Origin of the sequence: Pseudomonas sp. SZ57 (assembly GCF_009495975.1) — a bacterium.
GTDB lineage: Bacteria > Pseudomonadota > Gammaproteobacteria > Pseudomonadales > Pseudomonadaceae > Aquipseudomonas > Aquipseudomonas syringae.
Window position 1 is genome coordinate 200,232 of record NZ_WIBD01000010.1, and the last position, 20,717, is coordinate 220,948.

Here is a 20,717-nt window from a genome sequence, read left to right on the forward strand (position 1 = left end):
TGTGCCGTGAATTGATCTGAGTTGAGCCGAATCAAAGGAAACGCTTATTCCAGTAGCGGCGTTATCGGGCTGCGGTTATGTTGAGCGCATAACCCAACAAGGAAAACGCCCATGCACAAAGTCCTGGTTCCTTTCGACGGCTCCGAGCACGCCATGCGTGCCCTGGGCTATGTCATCGAGTTGTCTGGCGAACTCACCAAGTCGCTCGAGGTACATATCCTGAATGTGCAGGCCAGCCCTATCGATTACAGCCTTTATCTGGCTCCCGACATGATTGATGGCGTCAAGGCCGGCTTGACCAATGAAGGCAAGCGGGTGCTGGCTGATGCGGTTGCGTTGTTGACTGCTGCTGGTGTGCCGTTTCAGGCCCACGTCGATCTGGGCAACGTGGCCGAACAGGTCGAGGCCGCAGTTCAGCGACTCGACTGCGACGCCGTCGTCATGGGCACCCGCGGGCTCGGCAACTTTGGCGGGTTGCTGCTGGGCTCGGTGGCCACGGGGGTGATCCACGAAGCATCGGTGCCGGTGACGCTGATCAAATAATCACTGCTGCGCCAGCGTGCGCGGCTGGCGCAGCAGTTCGATATTTTCCGCAGGCACCAGCTCGCGCAGCGATTTATACAGTGCGCGGGTTTCCAGCAGGTTCCAGATGCGCAGCATGGTTTCCAGGGCATCCAGCGGCTTGCTGATGAAATCCCGTGCGCCCAGTGCCAGCGCGCGCAGGCGGGTATCGCGCGTCGCGTCGGCGGTCAGCACCATGATCGGCAGGTAGTCATTGGCTGGTATGCGCCGGTTGAGCTGCTCCAGCACCGCGAAGCCATCGAATTCGGGCATGTGCAGATCGAGCACAACAAGGTCGGGCTCGAAGCTGTTGAACAGGTCCAGCGTGCGCAACGGCTCGGTGCTGCTCAGGACATTGGTCAGCCCCTCGCGGGCAAGCAGTTGCTCCATCAGATCAAGGTTGGGCCGCTGGTCGTCGATGATCAGAATGCGAAAGTCGCCGGTCATGTGGGCTCCGGTAAATACTGGTCCAGGAGGGCAAGAAACACCGGCACCTGGATGGGTTTGATCACAATGGCCGTAGCGCCGGCCTGTTTCAGTTCGCGATGGGCTTGATCACTGGTATCGGCAGTGATCATCAGCACCGGCGTCTGGGCGGTAGCCGGCAGTTGGCGCAGACGTTGCAACACTTCAAGCCCCTTGATGTCCGGCAGGCTGAGGTCGAGCAGAATCAGCTGTGGCGCATGCTGGCGTGCCAGGTCGAGCCCCAGTTGGCCCTGCATGCTCGACAGCAACTGGATACCCGGTCTGCGTTGCAGCAGCGTTTCAATCAAGGCCATGCTCGACAGGTTGTCTTCGATGCACAGCAGCTTGCCATGATAGACCGGGCGGGCAGGTGAGCGTGCATCAGGCGTTATCTCGAGGCGAGTGTCAGCTTGACGCGGCAGAGTGGCGGCAGGCGGCTGCACCCGCACAAGCGGCAGCGCCAGTATGAACCGGCAGCCTTCGTCCGGCGTGTTCTGTACGGAAAGCGTGCCGTGCATCATCTCCAGCATGCTTTTGCTCAGCGCCAGTCCCAGCCCGGTTCCTTCGACGCTCGGGTTGGCATCCAGGCGTTCGAACGGCTTGAACAGCTGCCCGATACGCTCCGGCGCAATCCCGTAACCGGTGTCCACTACGCTGACCGTCACCTGCTCGGCGGTCTGCTCGATTTCAATCCGCACCTGGCCAGCGGGCCGGTTGTATTTGATCGCGTTGGACAGCAGGTTCAGCAACACCTGAATCAAGCGCTGACGATCCGCCACTACGCCGATCTCGTCAGGCAGGTTCGGCAGGGGCTTCAACTCTATATTGGCGTCGGCAGCCATTGGCGAGACCAGCACCAGGGCTTCTTCAAGCACGTTCGACAGGGATACCGGCTCGAGGATCAGGGAAACATGCCCGGCTTCGATTCTGGCGATGTCGAGCACTTCATTGATCAGCTTCAGCAGATGCTGGCCCGCCCGCAGAATATGACCGATTTGCGGGCGCTGGCTGGCGGGGGAGTCCATGTCCAGCAACTGGGCAAAGCCCAGAATCGAGTTCAGCGGCGTGCGCAGCTCATGGCTCATGCGCGACAGGAATTCACTTTTGGCCCGGCTGGCGCGTTCGGCTTCCTCGCGCGCAGTGCCCAGGGCAATTTCGGCAACGCGACGATCACTGATGTCACGGGTGATCTTGGAGAAACCGCGCAGTTCGTCATTGCTGTCGTACTGTGCGGTGATCACCACACTGGCCCAGAAACGGCTGCCATCCTTGCGTTGGCGCCAGCCTTCTTCGGTATAACGGCCGTTGACGGTGGCCTCATGCAGCGCCATGTCGGGGTGTTGCGGACACTCCTGTTGCAGATAGAACACAGAAAAGTGCTGGCCGATGATCTCCTGCTCCGTGTACCCCTTGATACGTTCGGCCCCTGCGTTCCAGGTGGTGATGTAGCCGTTGCGGTCCAGCGCGAAGATGCCGTAGTCCTTGACGCCTTCGATGATCAGCCGCAAACGCTCTTCGTTGTCGCGCAGTGCGCGTTCGCGTTCGGCCAGCAACTGGCCGGCTTCGACGAGCCGGGTGCCGAGCTGGCCGATTTCGTCCTTTTCAGGCGGCTGGGGCAGCAGCGGATGCCCGAGAGCCAGACGCTGGGCGTTGCGTTGTACCTGATGCACCCTGGCGACGATGCCCTTGGACAGCATCAGCACGGCAAGAATGGCACCGAAGATTCCGCAGGCTGCGGCCAGCAGGGTCGACAGCAACAGGCGCTCGCGGGTGGCTGCCGCAGCCTCGGTACGTTCGGCGAGCAGCGCGTCTTCACGCTCGCGCATGATGCCGATGCGTTCGCGTAACTGGTCGAGTACGTACTTGTTTTCGATCAGGATACGGGCGACGGTTTCCTGATCTTCGCTATTCATCGAGCGCAGTTTTTCCAGGCCTTCGACCTTGGTGTTGATCAGCGGCTCGATGTCTTTCAGGTGTTCGCGCATCTGCTCGTCACGCACATTGGTGTTGAGCCGGGCCAGCGCCGCCTCGATCAGCGGTTGCGCGTTGAGGTAGCCGGGCAGGAAGTCTTCCTGGTGGGTCAGCAGGTAGCCACGTACGCTGGCCGCACCTTCTGCGATCTGGGTGTGAAGGGTCTGGATATCGCCTTGGACGAGCAGCACACGCCGTACGTCTTCCTCTGCCCGAGCGGTCTGGCGCTCGGCGATATAGATCAGCACCAGCGAGAACATGAGAATCGCCAGTGGCAGCGAAATAGCCACCAGCGCCTTGCCGCGTAGCGGAAGGTCCTCCCAGCGACTGCTGGCGTGTGCGGTCATTGCCAGTCGCTCGTCGATTGGCTCACCAGCCCCAGTGCCACACCGCGTACCGCCGCCTGCGTGCGGTCCGAGGCGCCGAGTTTGCCGATGACCTTTTCCACGTGGGCCTTGGCAGTGCCGGTGGTGATGCCAAGTTTTTCGCCGATTTCCCGATTGCTGAAGCCGCCCGCTACCAAGCCGAGTACCTGACGTTCACGCGGGGTGAGGGTTTCCGGCAGGGCGGCACCACTGGTATTGCGTTCGGTCATGCGCCGCAGCAGGCGCGCGCTGACGGCGCTGTTCAGTGCTTCTTCACCACGCGCCACCCGTTGCAGGCCGTCGATCACTTCGTCGCGGCTGGCATCCTTGAGCAGGTAGCCCACCGCACCGGCACTGATCGCGGCTTCCAGGTGATCGGTGCTGTCGTCCATGGTGAAAATCACCACTTTCAGATCCGGCATGCGCTGTTGGAGAATCCGCGCAGCGCCCAGCCCGTTGAGTACCGGCATGCGAATGTCGAGGATGGCGATGTCCGGTTGCAGTTCCAGGCACAGATCGATGGCTTGCTGGCCGTCGGCGGCCTGACCGACCACTTCGAATTCCGGATGACCCGCCAGCAGCGAGACGAACCCGGTGCGCGTCACTTCATGATCGTCCGCTAAAACCAGTCGCACAGTGTCAGTCATGTCATTGCCTTGTCTGCGGTAAAAGGAACGATGGCGCGCAGTCGGGTGCCGTGCCCGGGCCGACTGACGCAGGTCAGGCGGCCGCCGAGCAGGCTGGCGCGCTCCTGCATGGCCACCAGGCCCAGTTTCTGGACGCCTTTGCCATTAAACGGTTTTTGGGTGATGAAGCCACTGCCGTTGTCTTCCAGCAGCAGTGAAATGTGCTCTTCACTCAGTTCCAGGGCCAATTCTACGCGGCCTGCACTGGCGTGTTTGAGCACGTTGTTGATGCCTTCCTGGGCTATACGGAACAGGGCGATTTCCAGATGGCTGGGCAGGCGGGTCAGGGAGCGCGAGCGCCAGTGCACCGCGACTCCGGCTTCACGCAACCGGTCGGCGTCCTTGTCGACCGCCTGCAGCAGACCGAAATCGTCGAGCACGCTCGGCCGCAGTCCACTGATCAGCTGTCGACCTTCACCCACGCAGTGCTGTGCCAGCTTGAGAATGGCCTGCAGATCGGCGTCCAGTGGCTCAGGCAGCTCCGGACAGCGACCGGCAAAGCCCTGCAATCGCTGGTGCAGACCGGCCAGGGTCTGGGCCAGACCATCATGCAGGTCGTAGGCCATGCGTTTGCGTTCGTCTTCCTGAGCGGTGAACAACTGGCGGACCAGTTCGGACATGGTCTGCTCTCTGACCACCAGCGCGTCGAGCAGCCGATTGTTTTCCAGGTGCGCCGCCAGCAACGTCGCCAGCAATTGCAGCGACTCGATGTCTTCGTTGTCCGGCGCATTGATGCCCACGCTGTTGGCCAGCAGCAGGGTGCCAAATGAGCCTTCGTCGGCGCCACGCAACGGTAACAGCAGCATGCACGGCAGATCGGCAGCGGGCCGCTCCAGCCATTGCGGGCCGGTGGCCAGCGGGTCGGCAGCGGTTTCAAGCGTGGCGAGGCGTTCGGCACTGCCATGGCTGGCGGTGGTCTGCACACCGTTGTCGGCGCTCCATTCCAGCAGCAGGCCATGGTCCATGGCCACGAATGCGCACGCGCGTTGCAGCACGCACTGGCGCATGGCCTGAGGTGGCAGATGGGTCAGCTCCTGACCGGTATCCACCAGCAGGCGAAGACGTGCGGCGCGGCTTTGCGACTGGCGATACTGGTTACGGATGGCCAGTGCGCTTGCCGGATCATGGGGGGGACTTTGCATGGGGTGCTCCAGCGAGGGTTGATGCCCGCGCGGGCATAACAGAAGTAAGGCTATTAGAACTGTATCAGGAGGTGAAGCCTATCTGCCGATCGGCATACACAGTTAACCCCGGTTGGCCGATGGCGAGCCGTGGCGGGGAGGGCAAAGTGGCACTCACTGAATCCCTGAACAGATCCCCGTAGGAGAGTAGCGATGAAAACGAAATTGACCGCCCTGGCCCTGTTGCTGGCTGTAAGTGCACCGATGGTTCACGCTGCTGCCGAGCCGTCCGGCTACACCTACCGCATGGTGGCCGAGACGCCAAGCAATGTGAACGACAAGGAAATCGCCGGTCTGTTTGATCGCTGGAACAAGGCCCTGCAAACCGGAAACTCCACTACCGTCGCATCGTTGTACGCGCCGGACGCTGTCCTGCAGCCTACGGTCTCCAACAAGGTGCGTGCCACTCCGGCAGAGATCAAGGACTACTTCGACAAGTTCCTGGCGCTCAAGCCGATTGGCGAGATCAACTACCGGGAGATTCGTCGCCTGGGACCTGACGCCGCAGCGGACAACGGTGTTTACACCTTCACCCTGACGGCGCCGGACGGCAAGAAGACCAAGGTACAGGCACGTTATTCGTTCCTCTACCACCGCGTCGGCAACGAGTGGAAGATTCTCAACCACCACTCCTCGGCGATGCCGGAAGTGCAGCCCGAGTATCAGGTCAGCCGCTGATCCGTCGTCTGCCAGGCTGAAAACAAAAATCCGGAGCCAGTGCTCCGGATTTTTTTGCCTGTCTGAACCCCTCGCAATCAGGCCTCGGCCTGGGCGCCATTGAACTTGCGGCAATGAATCAGCGCATCGCGGATCATGAAGTTGACCAGTGTCGGCGACACACCCAGTTCCTTGGCGATGTCCTTTTGCGGCACGCCGTGCAGGCGGTACATCTCGAACGCATAGCGGGTGCGGGGTGGCAGCTCGGTCAGGGCGTCGGCAATTTTCTCCAGGCTGGAGAAATTGATGTGCGAGATTTCCGGCGAGGCACCCTGAATCACCACGTTCAGCCCCTCGGCCTCGGGGCCTGTGTATTTCTGTTCCAGTGCCTGTTTGCGGTAATGATCGATGGCCAGGTTGCGCACGATCTGAAACAGGTAACTGAGCTGTGCCTTGAAGGTCAGCGTGGCCTGCGGTGCCGAGCGCAGTCTGAAAAAGGCATCCTGCACGACGTCTTCGGCGCGCGAGCGGCAACCCACGATGCGGGCCGCAATCTTGACCAGCAGCAAGTAGTTATCGACGAATGCCTGGAGTAAGGGTGAGTCGCACTTACTTGTGATTACGTGTTCCGTCATGGAATTCACCTTGCTGCTTCAACAATGGAGGGGAGGGCCGCATGAAAGGAGCAGCGCCATCACATGGGGCGACAAATTAGCCTTAATGATAATTATTGTCAAATGCGAAAGCCAATCAGCGCACTTTAAAAGGGCGCTTTTGTCCTGCATGTCCTCGCCGCGTGCATCCGCCTAATTATTTGCAGACGCCATCCGTTCTCATTGGTGACAGGCCCGACCACGGTTGCGGCCAGGGAATACCTCAGGAGAACCCCATGCGTTCCGATCACGCGCATCGCCGCTGTTACATCCGCGCCCACAGACGGACGGTTTCGATATGAGCACGCCGGTGAGCCTGACGCTGTTCTGTCTGCCCTATTCGGGGGCCAGCGCGATGTTCTACAGCCCCTGGCGGCGCAAATTGCCAGAGTGGCTGAACGTGCGCCCGCTGGAGCTTCCCGGTCGTGGCATGCGCATGGACGAGCCCTTGCAGACCGACATCGTGCAACTGGCCAATCATCTGGCCGACGAGATCGGTGCCGATCTGGACAAGCCCTATGCGCTGTTTGGCCACAGTCTGGGCGGGCTGCTGGCCTTTGAGCTGGCGCACGCCTTGCGCGAGCGCGGTCTGCCTGCACCGCTGGCGCTGTTCGCGTCGGCGACTGCCGGCCCGGTGCGCCGCGATGTCAGCGAATACGCCGTCGCCAAGACCGATGCGCAACTGCTCGAGCGACTGCGCAAACTCAAGGGCACCAGCGAAAACGTCATCGCCAACCAGGAGCTCATGCAGTTGATGCTGCCGATCCTGCGCGCCGATTTTCTGCTCTGCGGCAGCTTTGTGTATGGCAGGCGCGAGCCGCTCAGCGTGCCGATCCATGTATTTGGCGGCAAGCAGGACAGCATCAGCGTCGAGCAGCTGCTCGACTGGCAGGAAGAGACCTGCACCGGCTTCTCTCTGGACATGTTCGAGGGCCATCACTTTTATCTGGTCGACGAGCAAACGCAGCTGCTCCGTCTGCTGCGGCGCTATTGCGAACAGCACCTGACACGCTGGCGCAACAGCGCGTCACGGCAAATGAACCGGGCCGCCGGTTGACCCTGTTTGCCCCACGCGCGGCCTCCTTGCAGGGCGCGCGTCTTTTTTGAAATTCAGATTTTATCTGGCACGCCGAATCTAGCAGGAACCCCATCATGGATGCGTTTGAACTCCCCGACACTCTGGCTCAGGCTCTTCAGCGTCGCGCCTTGCACACGCCGGATCGGCTGGCGCTGCGTTTTCTCACCGATGAGAAAGACCAGGGCCTGGTGTTGACCTACCGTGATCTGGACCTGCGCGCGCGGACCATCGCTGCTGCGCTGCAACGTCAGGCCGTGCCGGGAGATCGGGCGATTCTGCTGTTCCATAGTGGGCCGGACTATGTCGCGGCGTTCTTCGGCTGCCTGTATGCCGGGGTCATTGCCGTGCCGGCTTATCCGCCGGAATCCAATCGTCGCCATCACCAGGAGCGACTGCTGTCGATCATCGCCGATGCCGAGCCGCGTCTGCTGCTGACCGGCTCCGATTTGCAGCCGGCCTTGCTGCAGATGGACGAGCTGTGCGCCGCCGATGCACCGCCATTGCTCTGTGTCGACACGTTGCCTGCTGCCCCGGCACAAGACTGGCAGGGCCCGCAGCTGCAGGCCGACGACATCGCATTCCTGCAATACACCTCGGGCTCGACCGCACTGCCCAAGGGCGTGCAGGTCACGCATGGCAATCTGGTCGCCAACGAGTCATTGATCCGCCACGGCTTCGGCATCGACGTCAACCCGAACGACGTGATTGTCAGCTGGCTGCCGCTGTACCACGACATGGGCCTGATCGGCGGCTTGTTGCAGCCGATTTTCAGCGGCGTCCCGTGCATCCTGATGGCCCCCGCGTACTTCCTCGCCCGGCCGTTGCGCTGGCTGGAAGCCATCAGTGAATACGGCGGCACCATCAGCGGCGGGCCTGACTTCGCCTACCAGCTGTGCAGCGCACGGGTCAGCGATTCGGCGCTGGAGCGTCTGGACCTGAGTCGCTGGCGCGTGGCGTATTCGGGCTCCGAGCCGATTCGCGAAGACAGCCTGAGAGCATTTGCCGAGAAGTTCGCCAGTTGCGGCTTCACGCCTGACAGCTTCATGGCGTCCTACGGCCTGGCCGAAGCGACGCTGTATGTGGCCGGAGGCAAGCGCGGCAAGGGTATTCCATCGTTGCGCCTGGACGCGCAGGCGCTGGCGCGCAATGTCGTAGAACCGGGCGACGGTCTGCCGGTCATGAGCTGCGGCACGGGCCAGCCAGAGCATGGCGTGCTGATCGCCGACCCGATCAGCCTGCAGGTGCTCGACGAAAATCAGGTTGGCGAAGTCTGGGCCAGCGGGCCGAGCATCGCTCATGGTTACTGGCGCAACCCTGAAGCCACCGCCAAGGCGTTCGTGCAGCACGCCGGGCAGACCTGGCTGCGCACCGGCGACCTGGGGTTTCAGCGTCACGGCGAGCTGTACATCACCGGCCGCCTGAAGGACATGCTGATCGTTCGTGGCCAAAACCTGTACCCGCAGGACATCGAAAAGCTCATCGAGAGCGAGGTGGATGTCGTGCGCAAAGGCCGGGTGGCGGCATTTGCCGTCACTCAGGACGGTAGCGAAGGCATCGGCATTGCTGCTGAAATCAGTCGCAGCGTGCAGAAAACCCTCACGCCGGACGCGTTGATCAAAATCATCCGCCAGACCGTGGCCGAGGCGTTTCAGGAAGCGCCGAGTGTCGTGGTGCTGCTCAATCCGGGCGCGCTGCCCAAGACCTCCAGCGGCAAGTTGCAGCGCTCGGCCTGCCGCACGCGTCTGGCCGACGGCAGCCTGGACAGCTACGCGGTGTTTCCTGCGAGCGATGCCACTCTTTCAGGCTGTGCCCCAAGCAGCGGCTCGGACCTGCAAGCGCAGATCGCCACAGTCTGGTGCGAGCAGTTGCAGTGCGAGCAGGTCAGTGCCGACGACCATTTCTTCCTGCTGGGCGGCAACTCGATCATCGCGACCCAGGTCGTGGCCCGCCTGCGCGAAACGCTGGGGATCGACCTGAACCTGCGACTGCTCTTCGAAGCGCCGACACTGGCGGCCTTCGCGGCACAGGTCGAAGCGTTGCAGACCGCCGCATCGCAAGGCGACAGCCAGACGCAGAGCGCCATCGCGCGATTGCCCGGCAATGAGCATCTGCCACAGTCCATGGCCCAGAACCGCCTGTGGTTCCTCTGGCAGCTCGATCCGCACAGCAGCGCCTACAACATTCCCGGCGGGCTCCATCTGCGCGGTGAACTGGACAGCACTGCGTTGCGCACCAGCTTCCAGCGCCTTATCGAGCGCCATGAATCGCTGCGTACGCGCTTCTACGAACAGGACGGCGTGGCCCTGCAACGTATCGATGCGCCGAGTGAATTTCACCTCGACACACTCGATATCAGCGATCTGCCGAGCGCTGAGCGTCAGGCACGGGCCGTGGTGATTCGCGAACAGCAGGCGCGCTTGCCGTTCGATCTGCAACACGGCCCGTTGCTGCGCGTCACGTTGCTGCAACTGGACGAAGAAGAGCATCAATTGCTGGTCACGCTGCACCACATCATTGCCGATGGCTGGTCGCTGAATGTGCTGATCGACGAGTTCTCGCGCCTCTATGCCTCGGCTGTTCAGGGCCAGACGCTGGAGCTGGCACCGTTGCCGCTGCGTTACGCCGATTACGGCCAATGGCAGCGCGAATGGCTGGCGAACGGCGAGGCCGAGCGCCAGCTGGCTTACTGGCAGCAGCAACTGGGTGATGAACAGCCAGTTCTGACGTTGAGCACCGACCATCCGCGTTCGGCCCGCCAGCAGCACAGCGCTTCGCGCTACAGCCTGCGCTTGACTGCCGAACTGAGCGCCGCCGTGCGCAACACCGCGCAAGCCTGGCAATCGACGTCGTTCATGTTCTTGCTGGCGGGGTTCCAGACTCTGTTGCATCGTTACAGCGGGCAAGCCGACATTCGCATCGGTGTGCCCGGCGCCAATCGGCCACGCCATGAAACCCAGGGCCTGATCGGCTTCTTCATCAACACCCTGGTGCTGCGCGCAGAGCTGGACCCGCGTCTGCCATTCTCGACCCTGCTGGCCCAGACCCGGCAGGCGGCGCTTGAAGCCCAGGCCCATCAGGACGTGCCGTTCGAGCAACTGGTCGAAGCGTTTCCGCAGGCGCGCGAGCACGGTCTGTTTCAAGTCATGTTCAACCACCAGCAACGCGACCTCGGCGCGCTGCGTCGTCTGCCGGGGCTGCTGGCCGAAGAGCTGCCGTGGCACAGCCGCGAGGCCAAGTTCGATCTGCAACTGCATAGCGAGGAGGACCGCAACGGCCGCCTGACGCTGTCCTTCGATTACGCTGACGAACTGTTCGAGAACGACACCATCGTGGCCATGGCTCGGCACTATGTACGTCTGCTGACGCAGGTCAGCCAGCAGGCCCAGCTCGCGCTGGGTGATGTGCAACTGCTCAGCGCCGAGGAGCAGGAGCAACAGGCGCAATGGAGCGCCGCGCCTTGCACGCCGGCCACGCTGTGGTTGCCTGAACGGCTGGACCGCCAGGCGCGGCAGACCCCGGAACGTATCGCACTGGTGTGGGAGGGCGGCAGCCTCGACTTCGCCAGCCTGCACGCGCAGGCCAACCGCCTGGCGCATTACCTGCGCGACAAGGGCGTTGGTCCGGACATCAAGGTGGCGATCGCCGCCGAGCGTTCGCCGCAGCTGTTGATCGGGCTGCTGGCGATCCTAAAGGCGGGCGGGGCCTATGTGCCGCTGGACCCGGACTATCCGATGGATCGACTCGCCTACATGCTGCAAGACAGCGGGGTCGAACTGCTGTTGACCCAGAGCCATCTGCTGGGCGACCTGCCGAGCGCCGAAGGCGTGTGCACCGTCGCCATGGATACGCTGCACCTGGACAACTGGCCGGTCAGTGCGCCGCGCCTGAATCTGCACGGCGACAACCTGGCGTACGTGATTTACACCTCCGGCTCGACTGGTCAGCCCAAAGGCGTCGGCAACACTCACGCGGCCCTGGCCGAGCGCCTGCAATGGATGCAGGACACCTACGCACTGGATGAAAGCGACGTGCTGATGCAGAAGGCACCGATCAGCTTCGACGTCTCGGTGTGGGAGTGCTTCTGGCCACTGATCACCGGCTGCCGTCTGCTGCTGGCAGGCCCTGGCGAACACCGCGACCCGCAGCGCATCGCGCAGTTGATCAATACGTATTCGGTCACCACGCTGCACTTCGTGCCGCCGCTGCTGCAACTGTTCATCGATGAGCCGCTGGCGCAACAGTGCAGCAGCCTGCGCCGTCTGTTCTCCGGCGGCGAAGCATTGCCCGGCGAGCTGCGCAACCGGGTGCTCGAGCAACTGCCCGGCGTACAGCTGCACAACCGCTATGGCCCGACTGAAACCGCGATCAACGTCACCCACTGGCAGTGCCGGATCAGCGACGGCCTGCGCTCGCCGATCGGCCGTCCATTGGGCAATGTGCTGTGCCGCGTGCTGGACAGCGAACTGAATCCGCTGCCACGCGGGGTGGCCGGGGAGCTGTGCATCGGCGGCATCGGTCTGGCGCGTGGTTATCTGAGGCGTCCCGGGTTGACTGCCGAGCGCTTTGTCGCCGATCCGCTGGGGCAAGCGGGTGAGCGTCTGTATCGCACCGGGGACCTGGTACGCTGGGCCGCCGATGGCGCGCTGGAATACCTCGGTCGTCTGGATCAGCAGGTCAAACTGCGCGGTTTCCGCGTCGAACCACAAGAGATCGAAGCCCGTTTGCTGGCCCAGCCAGGCGTAGGCCAGGCAGCCGTGCTGCTGCGTGAAACCGCTGCCGGGCCGCAACTGATCGGTTACTACACCGCCGAAGCGGGGCAGAACCTCGAGGCCGAGCGGATCAAGTCGGCACTGGCCCTGGAACTGCCGGATTACATGGTCCCGGCGCAACTGGTGCGCCTCGACAGCATGCCCCTGAGCCCGAGCGGCAAGCTGGACCGCCGCGCCTTGCCCGAGCCACAATGGCAGACTCGCGAACACGTCGAGCCGCAGACGGATCTGCAAAAACAGATCGCCGCTGTCTGGCGACAGGTGCTGGGCGTGCCGCGTGTCGGCCTGCGCGATGATTTCTTCGAACTGGGCGGGCATTCGTTGCTGGCCACGCAAATCATTTCCCGCGTGCGTCAGGCGTGCGACATCGACCTGCCGTTACGGACGCTGTTCGAAGCCAGCGAACTGGGCGCGTTTGCCGAACAGGTTGAGGCCATTCAGCAGTCCGGCGCACGCAGCAGCCTGCAACCGATTGCCCGTGTCGACCGCAGCCAGCCGGTGCCGTTGTCCTACTCCCAGCAGCGCATGTGGTTCCTCTGGCAGATGGAACCGGACAGCCCGGCCTACAACGTCGGCGGCATGGCGCGCCTGAAAGGCGTGTTGAATATCGAGTGCTTCGAGGCAGCGCTACAAGCCTTGATCCTGCGCCACGAAACCCTGCGCACCACGTTCCCGAGCGTCAACGGCGTAGCGTGCCAGCAGGTCAGCGAGCAGTCCGGCCTGCGCGTGCAGTGGCAGGATTATTCTGCGTTGCCCGCCGAGGCTCGTCAGCAACGCATTCAGGCACTGGCCGACAGCGAGGCGCACCAGCCCTTCGATCTGGAAACCGGACCGTTGCTGCGCGCGTGTCTGGTCAGGTCAAGCGACCTTGAGCATTACTTCGTCCTGACCCTGCACCACATCGTCACCGAAGGCTGGGCGATGGACATTTTCGCCCGCGAACTGGGGCAGCTTTATGAGGCCTTCCTCGAGGGACGACCTTCGCCGCTGGAACCACTGGCGGTTCACTATCTGGATTACAGCGTCTGGCAGCGGCAGTGGATGGAAGCCGGCGAACGCCAGCGCCAGCTCGATTACTGGACCGCGCAGCTGGGCAACGAGCACCCATTGCTGGAGCTGCCTGCGGACCGACCGCGTCCGCCGGTGCAAAGCCATCAGGGCGAACTGTATCGCTTCGACCTGAACGCCGACCTGGCCGCGAAAGTTCGTGCATTCAATGCCTGCAACGGCCTGACCCTGTTCATGACCATGACCGCCACCCTGGCGGTATTGCTCTACCGCTACAGCGGCCAGAACGACTTGCGCATCGGCGCACCGGTGGCCAACCGCATTCGTCCGGAAAGCGAAGGGCTGATCGGCGCGTTCCTCAATACCCAGGTGCTGCGCGTGCAGCTTGACGGGCAGATGAGCGTCGCCCAGTTGTTCGAACAGGTTCGCCACACGGTGATCGAAGGCCAGTCGCATCAGGACCTGCCGTTCGATCATCTGGTCGAAGCCCTGCAACCGCCACGCAGCGCAGCCTACAACCCGCTGTTTCAGGTGATGTGCAACGTGCAACGCTGGGAGTTCCAGCAAAGCCGCGAACTGGCGGGCATGACTGTCGAGTACCTGGTCAACGATGCGCGAGCCACCAAGTTCGACCTCAATCTGGAAGTCACCGAACTGGACCACCGTCTGGGTTGCTGTCTGACCTACAGCACCGATCTGTTCGACGAACCGCGCATCGCGCAGATGGCCGAGCACTGGCTTAACCTGCTGCAGGCGCTGCTCGCTGATCCACAACAACGCCTGAGTGAATTGCCGCTGCTGCAGGACACAGAGCGTCAGAAACTGCTCGACAGCCTCGGCGTCGAAGCGGGTGATCAACGGCTCGACCAGTGCATTCACAGCCTGTTCGCCGAACAGGCACAACGGCGGGCAGACGCGCCGGCGCTGACCTTCGCCGGGCAAACTCTCAGCTACGCCGAGCTGGACGCCAAGGCCAATCAACTGGCCTGGATGCTTCGCGAACGCGGCGTCGGCCCGCAGGTTCGCGTTGGTCTGGCGCTGCCGCGTTCGCTGGACATGGTCGTCGGCCTGCTGGCGATCCTCAAGGCCGGTGGTGCCTACGTGCCGCTTGACCCGGAATACCCGCTGGAACGCCTGCACTACATGATCGAAGACAGCGGCGTCGGGCTGCTGCTGAGCGATAGTGCCCTGTTTGCCGCATTGGGCGAGTTGCCTGACGGTGTTGCCCGTTGGTGCCTGGAAGACGATCAGCCTTCGCTGGTGTCTTTCTCGTCCGATGAGCTGCCGTTCATCAGCCTGCCGCAGCATCAGGCGTACCTGATTTACACCTCCGGCTCGACCGGCAAACCCAAGGGCGTGGTGGTGTCCCATGGTGAAATTGCCATGCATTGCCAGGCGGTGATCCGACGCTTCGACATGCGCCCTGACGACTGTGAGCTGCATTTCTACTCGATCAATTTCGATGCCGCTACCGAGCGTCTGCTGGTGCCCTTGCTCAGCGGTGCGCGTGTGGTGCTGCGTGCTCAGGGGCAGTGGGACGCCGAAGAAATCTGCACGCTGATTCGTCAGCAGCAGGTCAATATTCTCGGCTTCACGCCCAGTTACGGCAGCCAGTTGGCGCAGTGGCTGGCGACCCAGGGCCAGACCCTGCCGGTGCGCATGTGCATCACCGGCGGCGAAGCGCTGACCGGCGAACACCTGCAACGCATCCGTGCGGTGTTCCAGCCCGAGCTGTTATTCAATGCCTACGGCCCGACCGAAACCGTGGTCATGCCGCTGGCCAGCCTGGCCCCGCAGCAACTGGAGGAGGGCGAAGCCAGCGTGCCGATCGGTCGCGTGGTCGGTGCAAGGGTGGCGTACATTCTCGACGCCGATCTGGCGCTGGTGCCCCAGGGCGCGAGCGGCGAGCTGTACATCGGCGGAGCGGGCCTGGCGCAGGGCTATCACCAGCGCCCCGGCATGACTGCCGAACGCTTCGTGGCCGATCCATTCGCCAGCGATGGCGGACGTCTATATCGCACCGGCGATCTGGTGCGCCAGCGCGCCGACGGTTTGGTGGAATACCTGGGGCGTATCGACCATCAGGTGAAGATTCGCGGCTTCCGCATCGAGCTGGGTGAAATCGAAACCCGCTTGCTGGAGCACGAAGCCGTTCGCGAAGCCATCGTGCTGGCGCTGGACACGCCGTCGGGCAAGCAGCTGGCGGGCTATCTGGTCAGCGACTTGGCCGGGCAGGGCGACGAGCAGCAGGCGCAATTGCGTGAAACGCTCAAGTCGCACCTCAAGACGCAACTGCCGGACTACATGGTGCCGACCCACCTGATTCTGCTCGACAGCATGCCACTGACCGCCAACGGCAAACTCGACCGCCGTGCCTTGCCTGCACCAGACCCGGAGCTCAATCGTCAACACTACGTAGCGCCCGCCAGTGAGCTGGAGCAACAGTTGGCGGCAATCTGGTGTGCGGTGTTGAACGTGGAAAAAGTCGGCCTCAACGATAACTTCTTCGAGCTGGGCGGCGACTCGATCCTGTCGATTCAGGTGGTCAGCCGTGCGCGTCAGCTAGGTATACATTTCAGCCCGCGTGATTTGTTCCAGCACCAGACCGTGCAGACCCTGGCCGCCGTGGCGACCACTCGCGAGCTGATTCAGGCCGAGCAGGGCCAGCTTGACGGTGCTTGCGGCCTGACGCCGATTCAACACTGGTTCTTCGACACGCCGATCCCCAAGCGTGAGCACTGGAATCAGTCGTTGCTGCTGGAGCCGCTCAGCGCGCTGGACCCGAACGTCCTTGAGCAGGCGTTGCGTGCGCTGCTCGAGCAACACGATGCCCTGCGCCTGAGTTTCACCGAGCATGAGGGCACGTGGCAGGCAGAACACCGCGCAGTGTCCGCCGACACCACCCTGTTGATTCAGGCGCAGGTCAGCGACATGGCCGAATGCGCAGCCTTGTACGCTGACACCCAGCGCAGTCTCGACCTGCAAAACGGTCCGCTGCTGCGCGCCTTGCTGGTCGACGGGCCGCAGGGTCAGCAACGGTTGCTGATGGTCATTCATCACCTGGTAGTCGACGGCGTGTCGTGGCGTGTGCTGCTCGACGATCTGCAAACTGCTTATCGTCAATTAAGCGAAGCCGCGCCGGTGCGCTTTGCGGCGAAGACCAGCGCCTTCCGCGACTGGGCGGCACGTCTGCAGGCCTACGCAGGCAATGAATCGTTACGTGAAGAGCTGCACCTGTGGCAGCGCCAGCTGGGCGGTCCTGCGACGAGTCTGCCGTGCCATAACCCGCAGGGCGGTCGGCAGAATTGTCATGCGCAGACGGTCAGCGTGCGCCTGGATGCCGAACGTACCCGGCAATTGCTGCAACAGGCGCCGAGTGCCTACCGAACCCAGGTCAACGACCTGCTGCTGACCGCGCTGGCACAGGTGGTCTGCCGTTGGAACGGGCAGCCGTCGACCCTGATCCAGCTTGAAGGTCACGGCCGTGAAAACCTGTTCGATGACATCGACCTGACCCGCACGGTGGGCTGGTTCACCAGCGCCTATCCGCTGCGCCTGACGCCAGCGCCGGCTGCCGATTCGGCACCGGGCGACTCGATCAAGGCGATCAAGGAGCAGCTGCGCCAGGTGCCGCACAAGGGGCTGGGCTATGGCGTGCTGCGCTACCTGGCCGACAGTGCCAGCAAGGCTGCCATGCAGGCACTGCCGGTGGCGCCGATCACCTTCAACTACCTCGGCCAGTTTGATCAGAGCTTCGCTGACGACGCGCTGTTCCGCCCGCTGGAAGAGTCGCCAGGCGCGGCCCACGATCCGCAGGCGCCGCTGCCCAACGAACTCAGCATCGACAGTCAGGTGTATGGCGGCGAGTTATTGCTGCGCTGGACTTTCAGTGCCGAGCGCTATGAACCCGCTGCCATCGAAGCGCTGGCGCAGGATTACCTGGCCTGCCTGCAGGCGCTGATTGCCCATTGCCTGGCCGATGGCAGCGGCGGCTTGACGCCGTCGGACTTCCCGCTGGCTGCTCTGGATCAGGCGCAGCTCGACGCGCTGCCGGTTCCGCCAAGCCACATCGAGGACGTCTACCCGCTGACCCCGATGCAGGAGGGCATGCTGCTGCACACCCTGCTCGAGCCGGGCACCGGGCTGTATTACATGCAGGACCGCTACCGCATCGACAGCGCGCTGGACCCGCAGCGTTTCGCCCAGGCCTGGCAAGCGGTCATCGCCCGTCACGAAGCGCTGCGTGCCTCGTTCTGCTGGAACATCGGCGAGACCATGCTGCAGGTCATTCACAAACCGGGTAGCACGCCAATCGAGTATCTGGACTGGCGTGACGTGCCGGCGGAGCAGCAGGAGCCGCGTTTGCAGGCCCTGCTCAAGTCCGAGCGCGAGGCCGGTTTCGCGCTGCTCGATCAGCCGCCGTTCCACCTGCGCCTGATCCGCGTCGACGAGGCGCGCTACTGGTTCATGATGAGCAACCACCACATCCTGATCGATGCCTGGTGCCGCTCGCTGCTGATGAACGACTTCTTCGACATCTACACCGCGCTGGGCGAAGGTCGCGATGCGCAACTGGCCCCCGCACCGCGCTATCGGGACTACATCGGCTGGCTACAACGCCGTGGCCTGACGCAGGCGCGTGACTGGTGGCGAGACAACCTGCGCGGCTTCGAGCGGCCCACGCCGATCCCCAGCGACCGGCCGTTCCTGCGTGAACATGCCGGCGACAGCGGTGGCATGGTGGTGGGCGACTGCTACACTCGTCTCGATCAACGCGACGGTGCGCAACTGCGCGAACTGGCGCAGCAGCATCAACTGACCGTCAACACCTTCGCCCAAGCGGCGTGGGCGCTGACCCTGCGGCGCATGAGCGGTGATCGCGACGTGGTGTTCGGCGTTACCGTGGCCGGGCGGCCGGTGGAACTGCCGCAGATGCAGCGCACGGTCGGCTTGTTCATCAACACCATCGCCCTGCGTGTCGGCATGCCGGCTGACGACCAGCGTTGCAGCGTTCGCCAGTGGCTCGGCCAGTTGCTGGACAGCAACATGCAACTGCGCGAGTACGAATACCTGCCGCTGGTGACCATTCAGGAAAACAGCGAGCTGCCCAAGGGCCAGCCACTGTTCGACAGCCTGTTCGTGTTCGAGAACGCGCCGGTCGAGGTTTCGGTGCTGGACCGTGCGCAAAGCCTGAATGCCACCTCGGATTCCGGTCGCACCCACACCAACTACCCGCTGACTGCAGTCTGCTATCCGGGCGATGACCTGGGCCTGCACCTGTCCTACGACCAGCGCTATTTCGACGAATCCACCGTGCAGAGCATGCTCGGTGAGTTCAAGCGCCTGCTGCTGGCGCTGGTCGAAGGCTTTCATGGCGACATGGCCGAATTGGCGCTGGTCAGTGAGCGGGAACGCGCTTTCCTGATCGACGGCTGCAATCAGAGCGACCATGCTTACCCGCTGGATAAAAGCTATGTCGAACTGTTCGAAGCGCAGGTCGCGGCGCATCCGGAGCGCATTGCGGTCAGTTGCCTGGAACGCCAGCTCAGCTATGCCGCGCTGAATATCGCCAGCAACCGTCTGGGCCATGCCCTGATCGAGGCTGGTGTCGGTTTCGATCAGCCGGTTGCCTTGCTGGCCGAGCGCGGCGTTGAACTGCTCGGCATGATCATCGGCAGCTTCAAGGCCGGTGCCGGTTACCTGCCGCTGGACCCGGCGCTGCCGAACTCGCGTCTGAGCGGCATCATCGACCAGAGCGCCACGCCGCTGCTGGTGTGCGGCGCTGAGTGTCTGGAACAGGGCAGGGCGTTACTTGATGCGCTGCCTGAGTCGAGCAGACCGCAGTTGCGGGTCTGGGAAAACGTGCAGCAGAGCGTTTCCGCGCAGCACAACCCTGGTCGCTACAGCGCGCCGGACAACCTCGCTTATGTGATCTTCACCTCAGGCTCCACCGGGCTGCCGAAGGGCGTGATGGTCGAGCAGCGCGGCATGCTCAATAACCAGTTGAGCAAGGTGCCTTACCTGAGCCTGAGCGAACGCGATGTGATCGCCCAGACCGCCTCGCAGAGTTTCGACATTTCGGTCTGGCAGTTCCTCGCCGCGCCGCTGTTTGGTGCTCGGGTGGACATCGTGCCGAACGACATCGCTCGTGACCCGCAGGCGCTGTTGGCGCATGTTCAGGCACAGCACATCAGCGTGCTGGAAAGCGTGCCGTCGCTGATCAACGGCCTGCTCGCCGAACCGCAGGCAGCGCTCGACGGCCTGCGCTGGATGCTGCCGACCGGTGAAGCCATGCCGCCGGAACTGGCCAGCCAGTGGCTGCAACGTTACCCGCAGATCGGCCTGGTGAATGCCTATGGTCCGGCCGAGTGTTCCGATGATGTGGCGTTCTTCCGGGTCGATGTGCAGTCCACTCGCAGCGCCTATCTGCCGATCGGTTCGCCGACCGACAACAATCGTCTGTACCTGCTCGACGATGCGCTGGACCTCGTGCCGCTGGGTGCGGTCGGTGAGCTGTGCGTAGCCGGAGCCGGCGTCGGTCGCGGTTATGTCGCTGATCCGCGGCGCACCGTGCCGGTGTTCGTGCCGCATCCGCTCGGTGCGCCGGGCGAGCGTCTGTACCGCACCGGTGACCTGGCGCGGCGGCGCAAGGACGGCGTGCTGGAGTACGTCGGCCGGGTCGATCATCAGGTGAAGATTCGTGGCTATCGCATCGAGCTGGGCGAAATCGAAACCCGTCTGCTGGAGCATCCGGCCATCCGTGAGTCCGTGGTGCTGGACGTCGACGGCCCATTGGGCAAGGTACTGGCGGCCTACCTGGTGCCGCGCTCCGCAGCGCAGGATCACGAGGCCTTGCGTGGCGAGGTGAAAAACCACCTCAAGGCCAGCCTGCCGGACTACATGGTGCCGACGCATCTGGTGCTGCTGGAGGCCATGCCGCTGACCCCGAACGGCAAGCTGGACCGCAAGGCCCTGCCTGAGCCGGACGTCAGCCTGGCGCAGCAGGATTACCTGGCGCCACAGACCGAAATGGAGCAGCAGCTGGCGACGATCTGGGCCGATGTGCTCAAGGTCGAGCGCGTGGGCATTACCGACAACTTCTTCGAGCTGGGCGGGCACTCGCTGCTCGCGACCCAGGTGGTGACCCGTGCGCAGAAGCGCTTGCAGCGTAACGTGCCGTTGCGGGCAATGTTCGAGTTCAACACCGTTCAGGCGTTGGCGCAGTATCTGGAAAGCCTTGGCGGAGCACAGGTCGACGAGCAGAAATTCGACCGTCTGGCGGACTTGATGGCGGAACTGGAAGGGCTCTGATCAGCCTCTCGT

General features: G+C 63.2%; 9 protein-coding genes. 4 read left to right on the forward strand and 5 right to left on the reverse strand.

Features of this window, described 5'->3' with window-relative positions; all coding sequences use genetic code 11:
• Positions 1-111: 111 nt before the first annotated feature.
• Entirely contained in the window at positions 112-543 is a 432-nt protein-coding gene (locus GE543_RS13285) for a universal stress protein (RefSeq protein ID WP_046271661.1), read from the forward strand.
• On the opposite strand, the gene GE543_RS13290 is transcribed toward GE543_RS13285, so the two are convergent.
• The 4 genes from GE543_RS13290 to GE543_RS13305 are packed head-to-tail and all read right to left on the reverse strand — an operon-like array spanning position 544 to position 5,190.
• Positions 544-1,008, reverse strand: coding sequence for a response regulator (locus tag GE543_RS13290; RefSeq protein ID WP_003406975.1), 465 nt, complete (start codon positions 1,006-1,008; stop codon positions 544-546).
• Positions 1,005-3,344 (reverse strand): ATP-binding protein, encoded by a 2,340-nt coding sequence (locus GE543_RS13295; RefSeq protein ID WP_153221618.1) that lies wholly within the window; start codon positions 3,342-3,344, stop codon positions 1,005-1,007. Before GE543_RS13295 ends, GE543_RS13290 begins: the two co-directional genes overlap by 4 nt.
• On the reverse strand, positions 3,341-4,009 hold the full coding sequence (locus tag GE543_RS13300; protein WP_004410300.1) for a response regulator transcription factor: 669 nt from the start codon (positions 4,007-4,009) through the stop codon (positions 3,341-3,343). The genes GE543_RS13295 and GE543_RS13300 overlap by 4 nt, the downstream gene beginning before the upstream one ends.
• Positions 4,006-5,190, reverse strand: a complete 1,185-nt coding sequence (locus GE543_RS13305; RefSeq protein ID WP_046271662.1) for a sensor histidine kinase — start codon at positions 5,188-5,190, stop codon at positions 4,006-4,008. Before GE543_RS13305 ends, GE543_RS13300 begins: the two co-directional genes overlap by 4 nt.
• 192 nt (positions 5,191-5,382) lie before the next feature.
• On the opposite strand from GE543_RS13305, the gene GE543_RS13310 reads away from it, so the two are divergent.
• Positions 5,383-5,907, forward strand: coding sequence for an SgcJ/EcaC family oxidoreductase (locus GE543_RS13310; RefSeq protein WP_003406965.1), 525 nt, complete (start codon positions 5,383-5,385; stop codon positions 5,905-5,907).
• 77 nt (positions 5,908-5,984) lie between these two features.
• Here GE543_RS13310 and GE543_RS13315 read toward each other — a convergent pair whose 3' ends face one another.
• Entirely contained in the window at positions 5,985-6,521 is a 537-nt protein-coding gene (locus tag GE543_RS13315; protein WP_153221619.1) for an RNA polymerase factor sigma-70, read from the reverse strand.
• Between the two features lie 316 nt (positions 6,522-6,837).
• On the opposite strand from GE543_RS13315, the gene GE543_RS13320 reads away from it, so the two are divergent.
• The gene (locus GE543_RS13320; RefSeq protein WP_153221620.1) at positions 6,838-7,596 is read left to right on the forward strand and encodes a thioesterase II family protein; all 759 of its coding nucleotides are present in this window, start codon (positions 6,838-6,840) and stop codon (positions 7,594-7,596) included.
• A 95-nt stretch (positions 7,597-7,691) separates the two neighbouring features.
• Complete coding sequence (locus GE543_RS13325; RefSeq protein WP_153221621.1) at positions 7,692-20,705, forward strand: non-ribosomal peptide synthetase; 13,014 nt, start codon at positions 7,692-7,694, stop codon at positions 20,703-20,705.
• Positions 20,706-20,717 lie beyond the last annotated feature (12 nt).

Bases quoted from the DNA above. Each gene is read 5' to 3' on its own strand.
- GE543_RS13290 (WP_003406975.1), bottom strand. From the start codon at position 1,008: ATGACCGGCGACTTTCGCATTCTGATCATCGACGACCAGCGGCCCAAC.
- GE543_RS13315 (WP_153221619.1), bottom strand. From the start codon at position 6,521: ATGACGGAACACGTAATCACAAGTAAGTGCGACTCACCCTTACTCCAG.
- GE543_RS13300 (WP_004410300.1), bottom strand. From the start codon at position 4,009: ATGACTGACACTGTGCGACTGGTTTTAGCGGACGATCATGAAGTGACG.
- GE543_RS13295 (WP_153221618.1), bottom strand. From the start codon at position 3,344: ATGACCGCACACGCCAGCAGTCGCTGGGAGGACCTTCCGCTACGCGGC.
- GE543_RS13285 (WP_046271661.1), top strand. From the start codon at position 112: ATGCACAAAGTCCTGGTTCCTTTCGACGGCTCCGAGCACGCCATGCGT.
- GE543_RS13305 (WP_046271662.1), bottom strand. From the start codon at position 5,190: ATGCAAAGTCCCCCCCATGATCCGGCAAGCGCACTGGCCATCCGTAAC.
- GE543_RS13310 (WP_003406965.1), top strand. From the start codon at position 5,383: ATGAAAACGAAATTGACCGCCCTGGCCCTGTTGCTGGCTGTAAGTGCA.
- GE543_RS13320 (WP_153221620.1), top strand. From the start codon at position 6,838: ATGAGCACGCCGGTGAGCCTGACGCTGTTCTGTCTGCCCTATTCGGGG.
- GE543_RS13325 (WP_153221621.1), top strand. From the start codon at position 7,692: ATGGATGCGTTTGAACTCCCCGACACTCTGGCTCAGGCTCTTCAGCGT.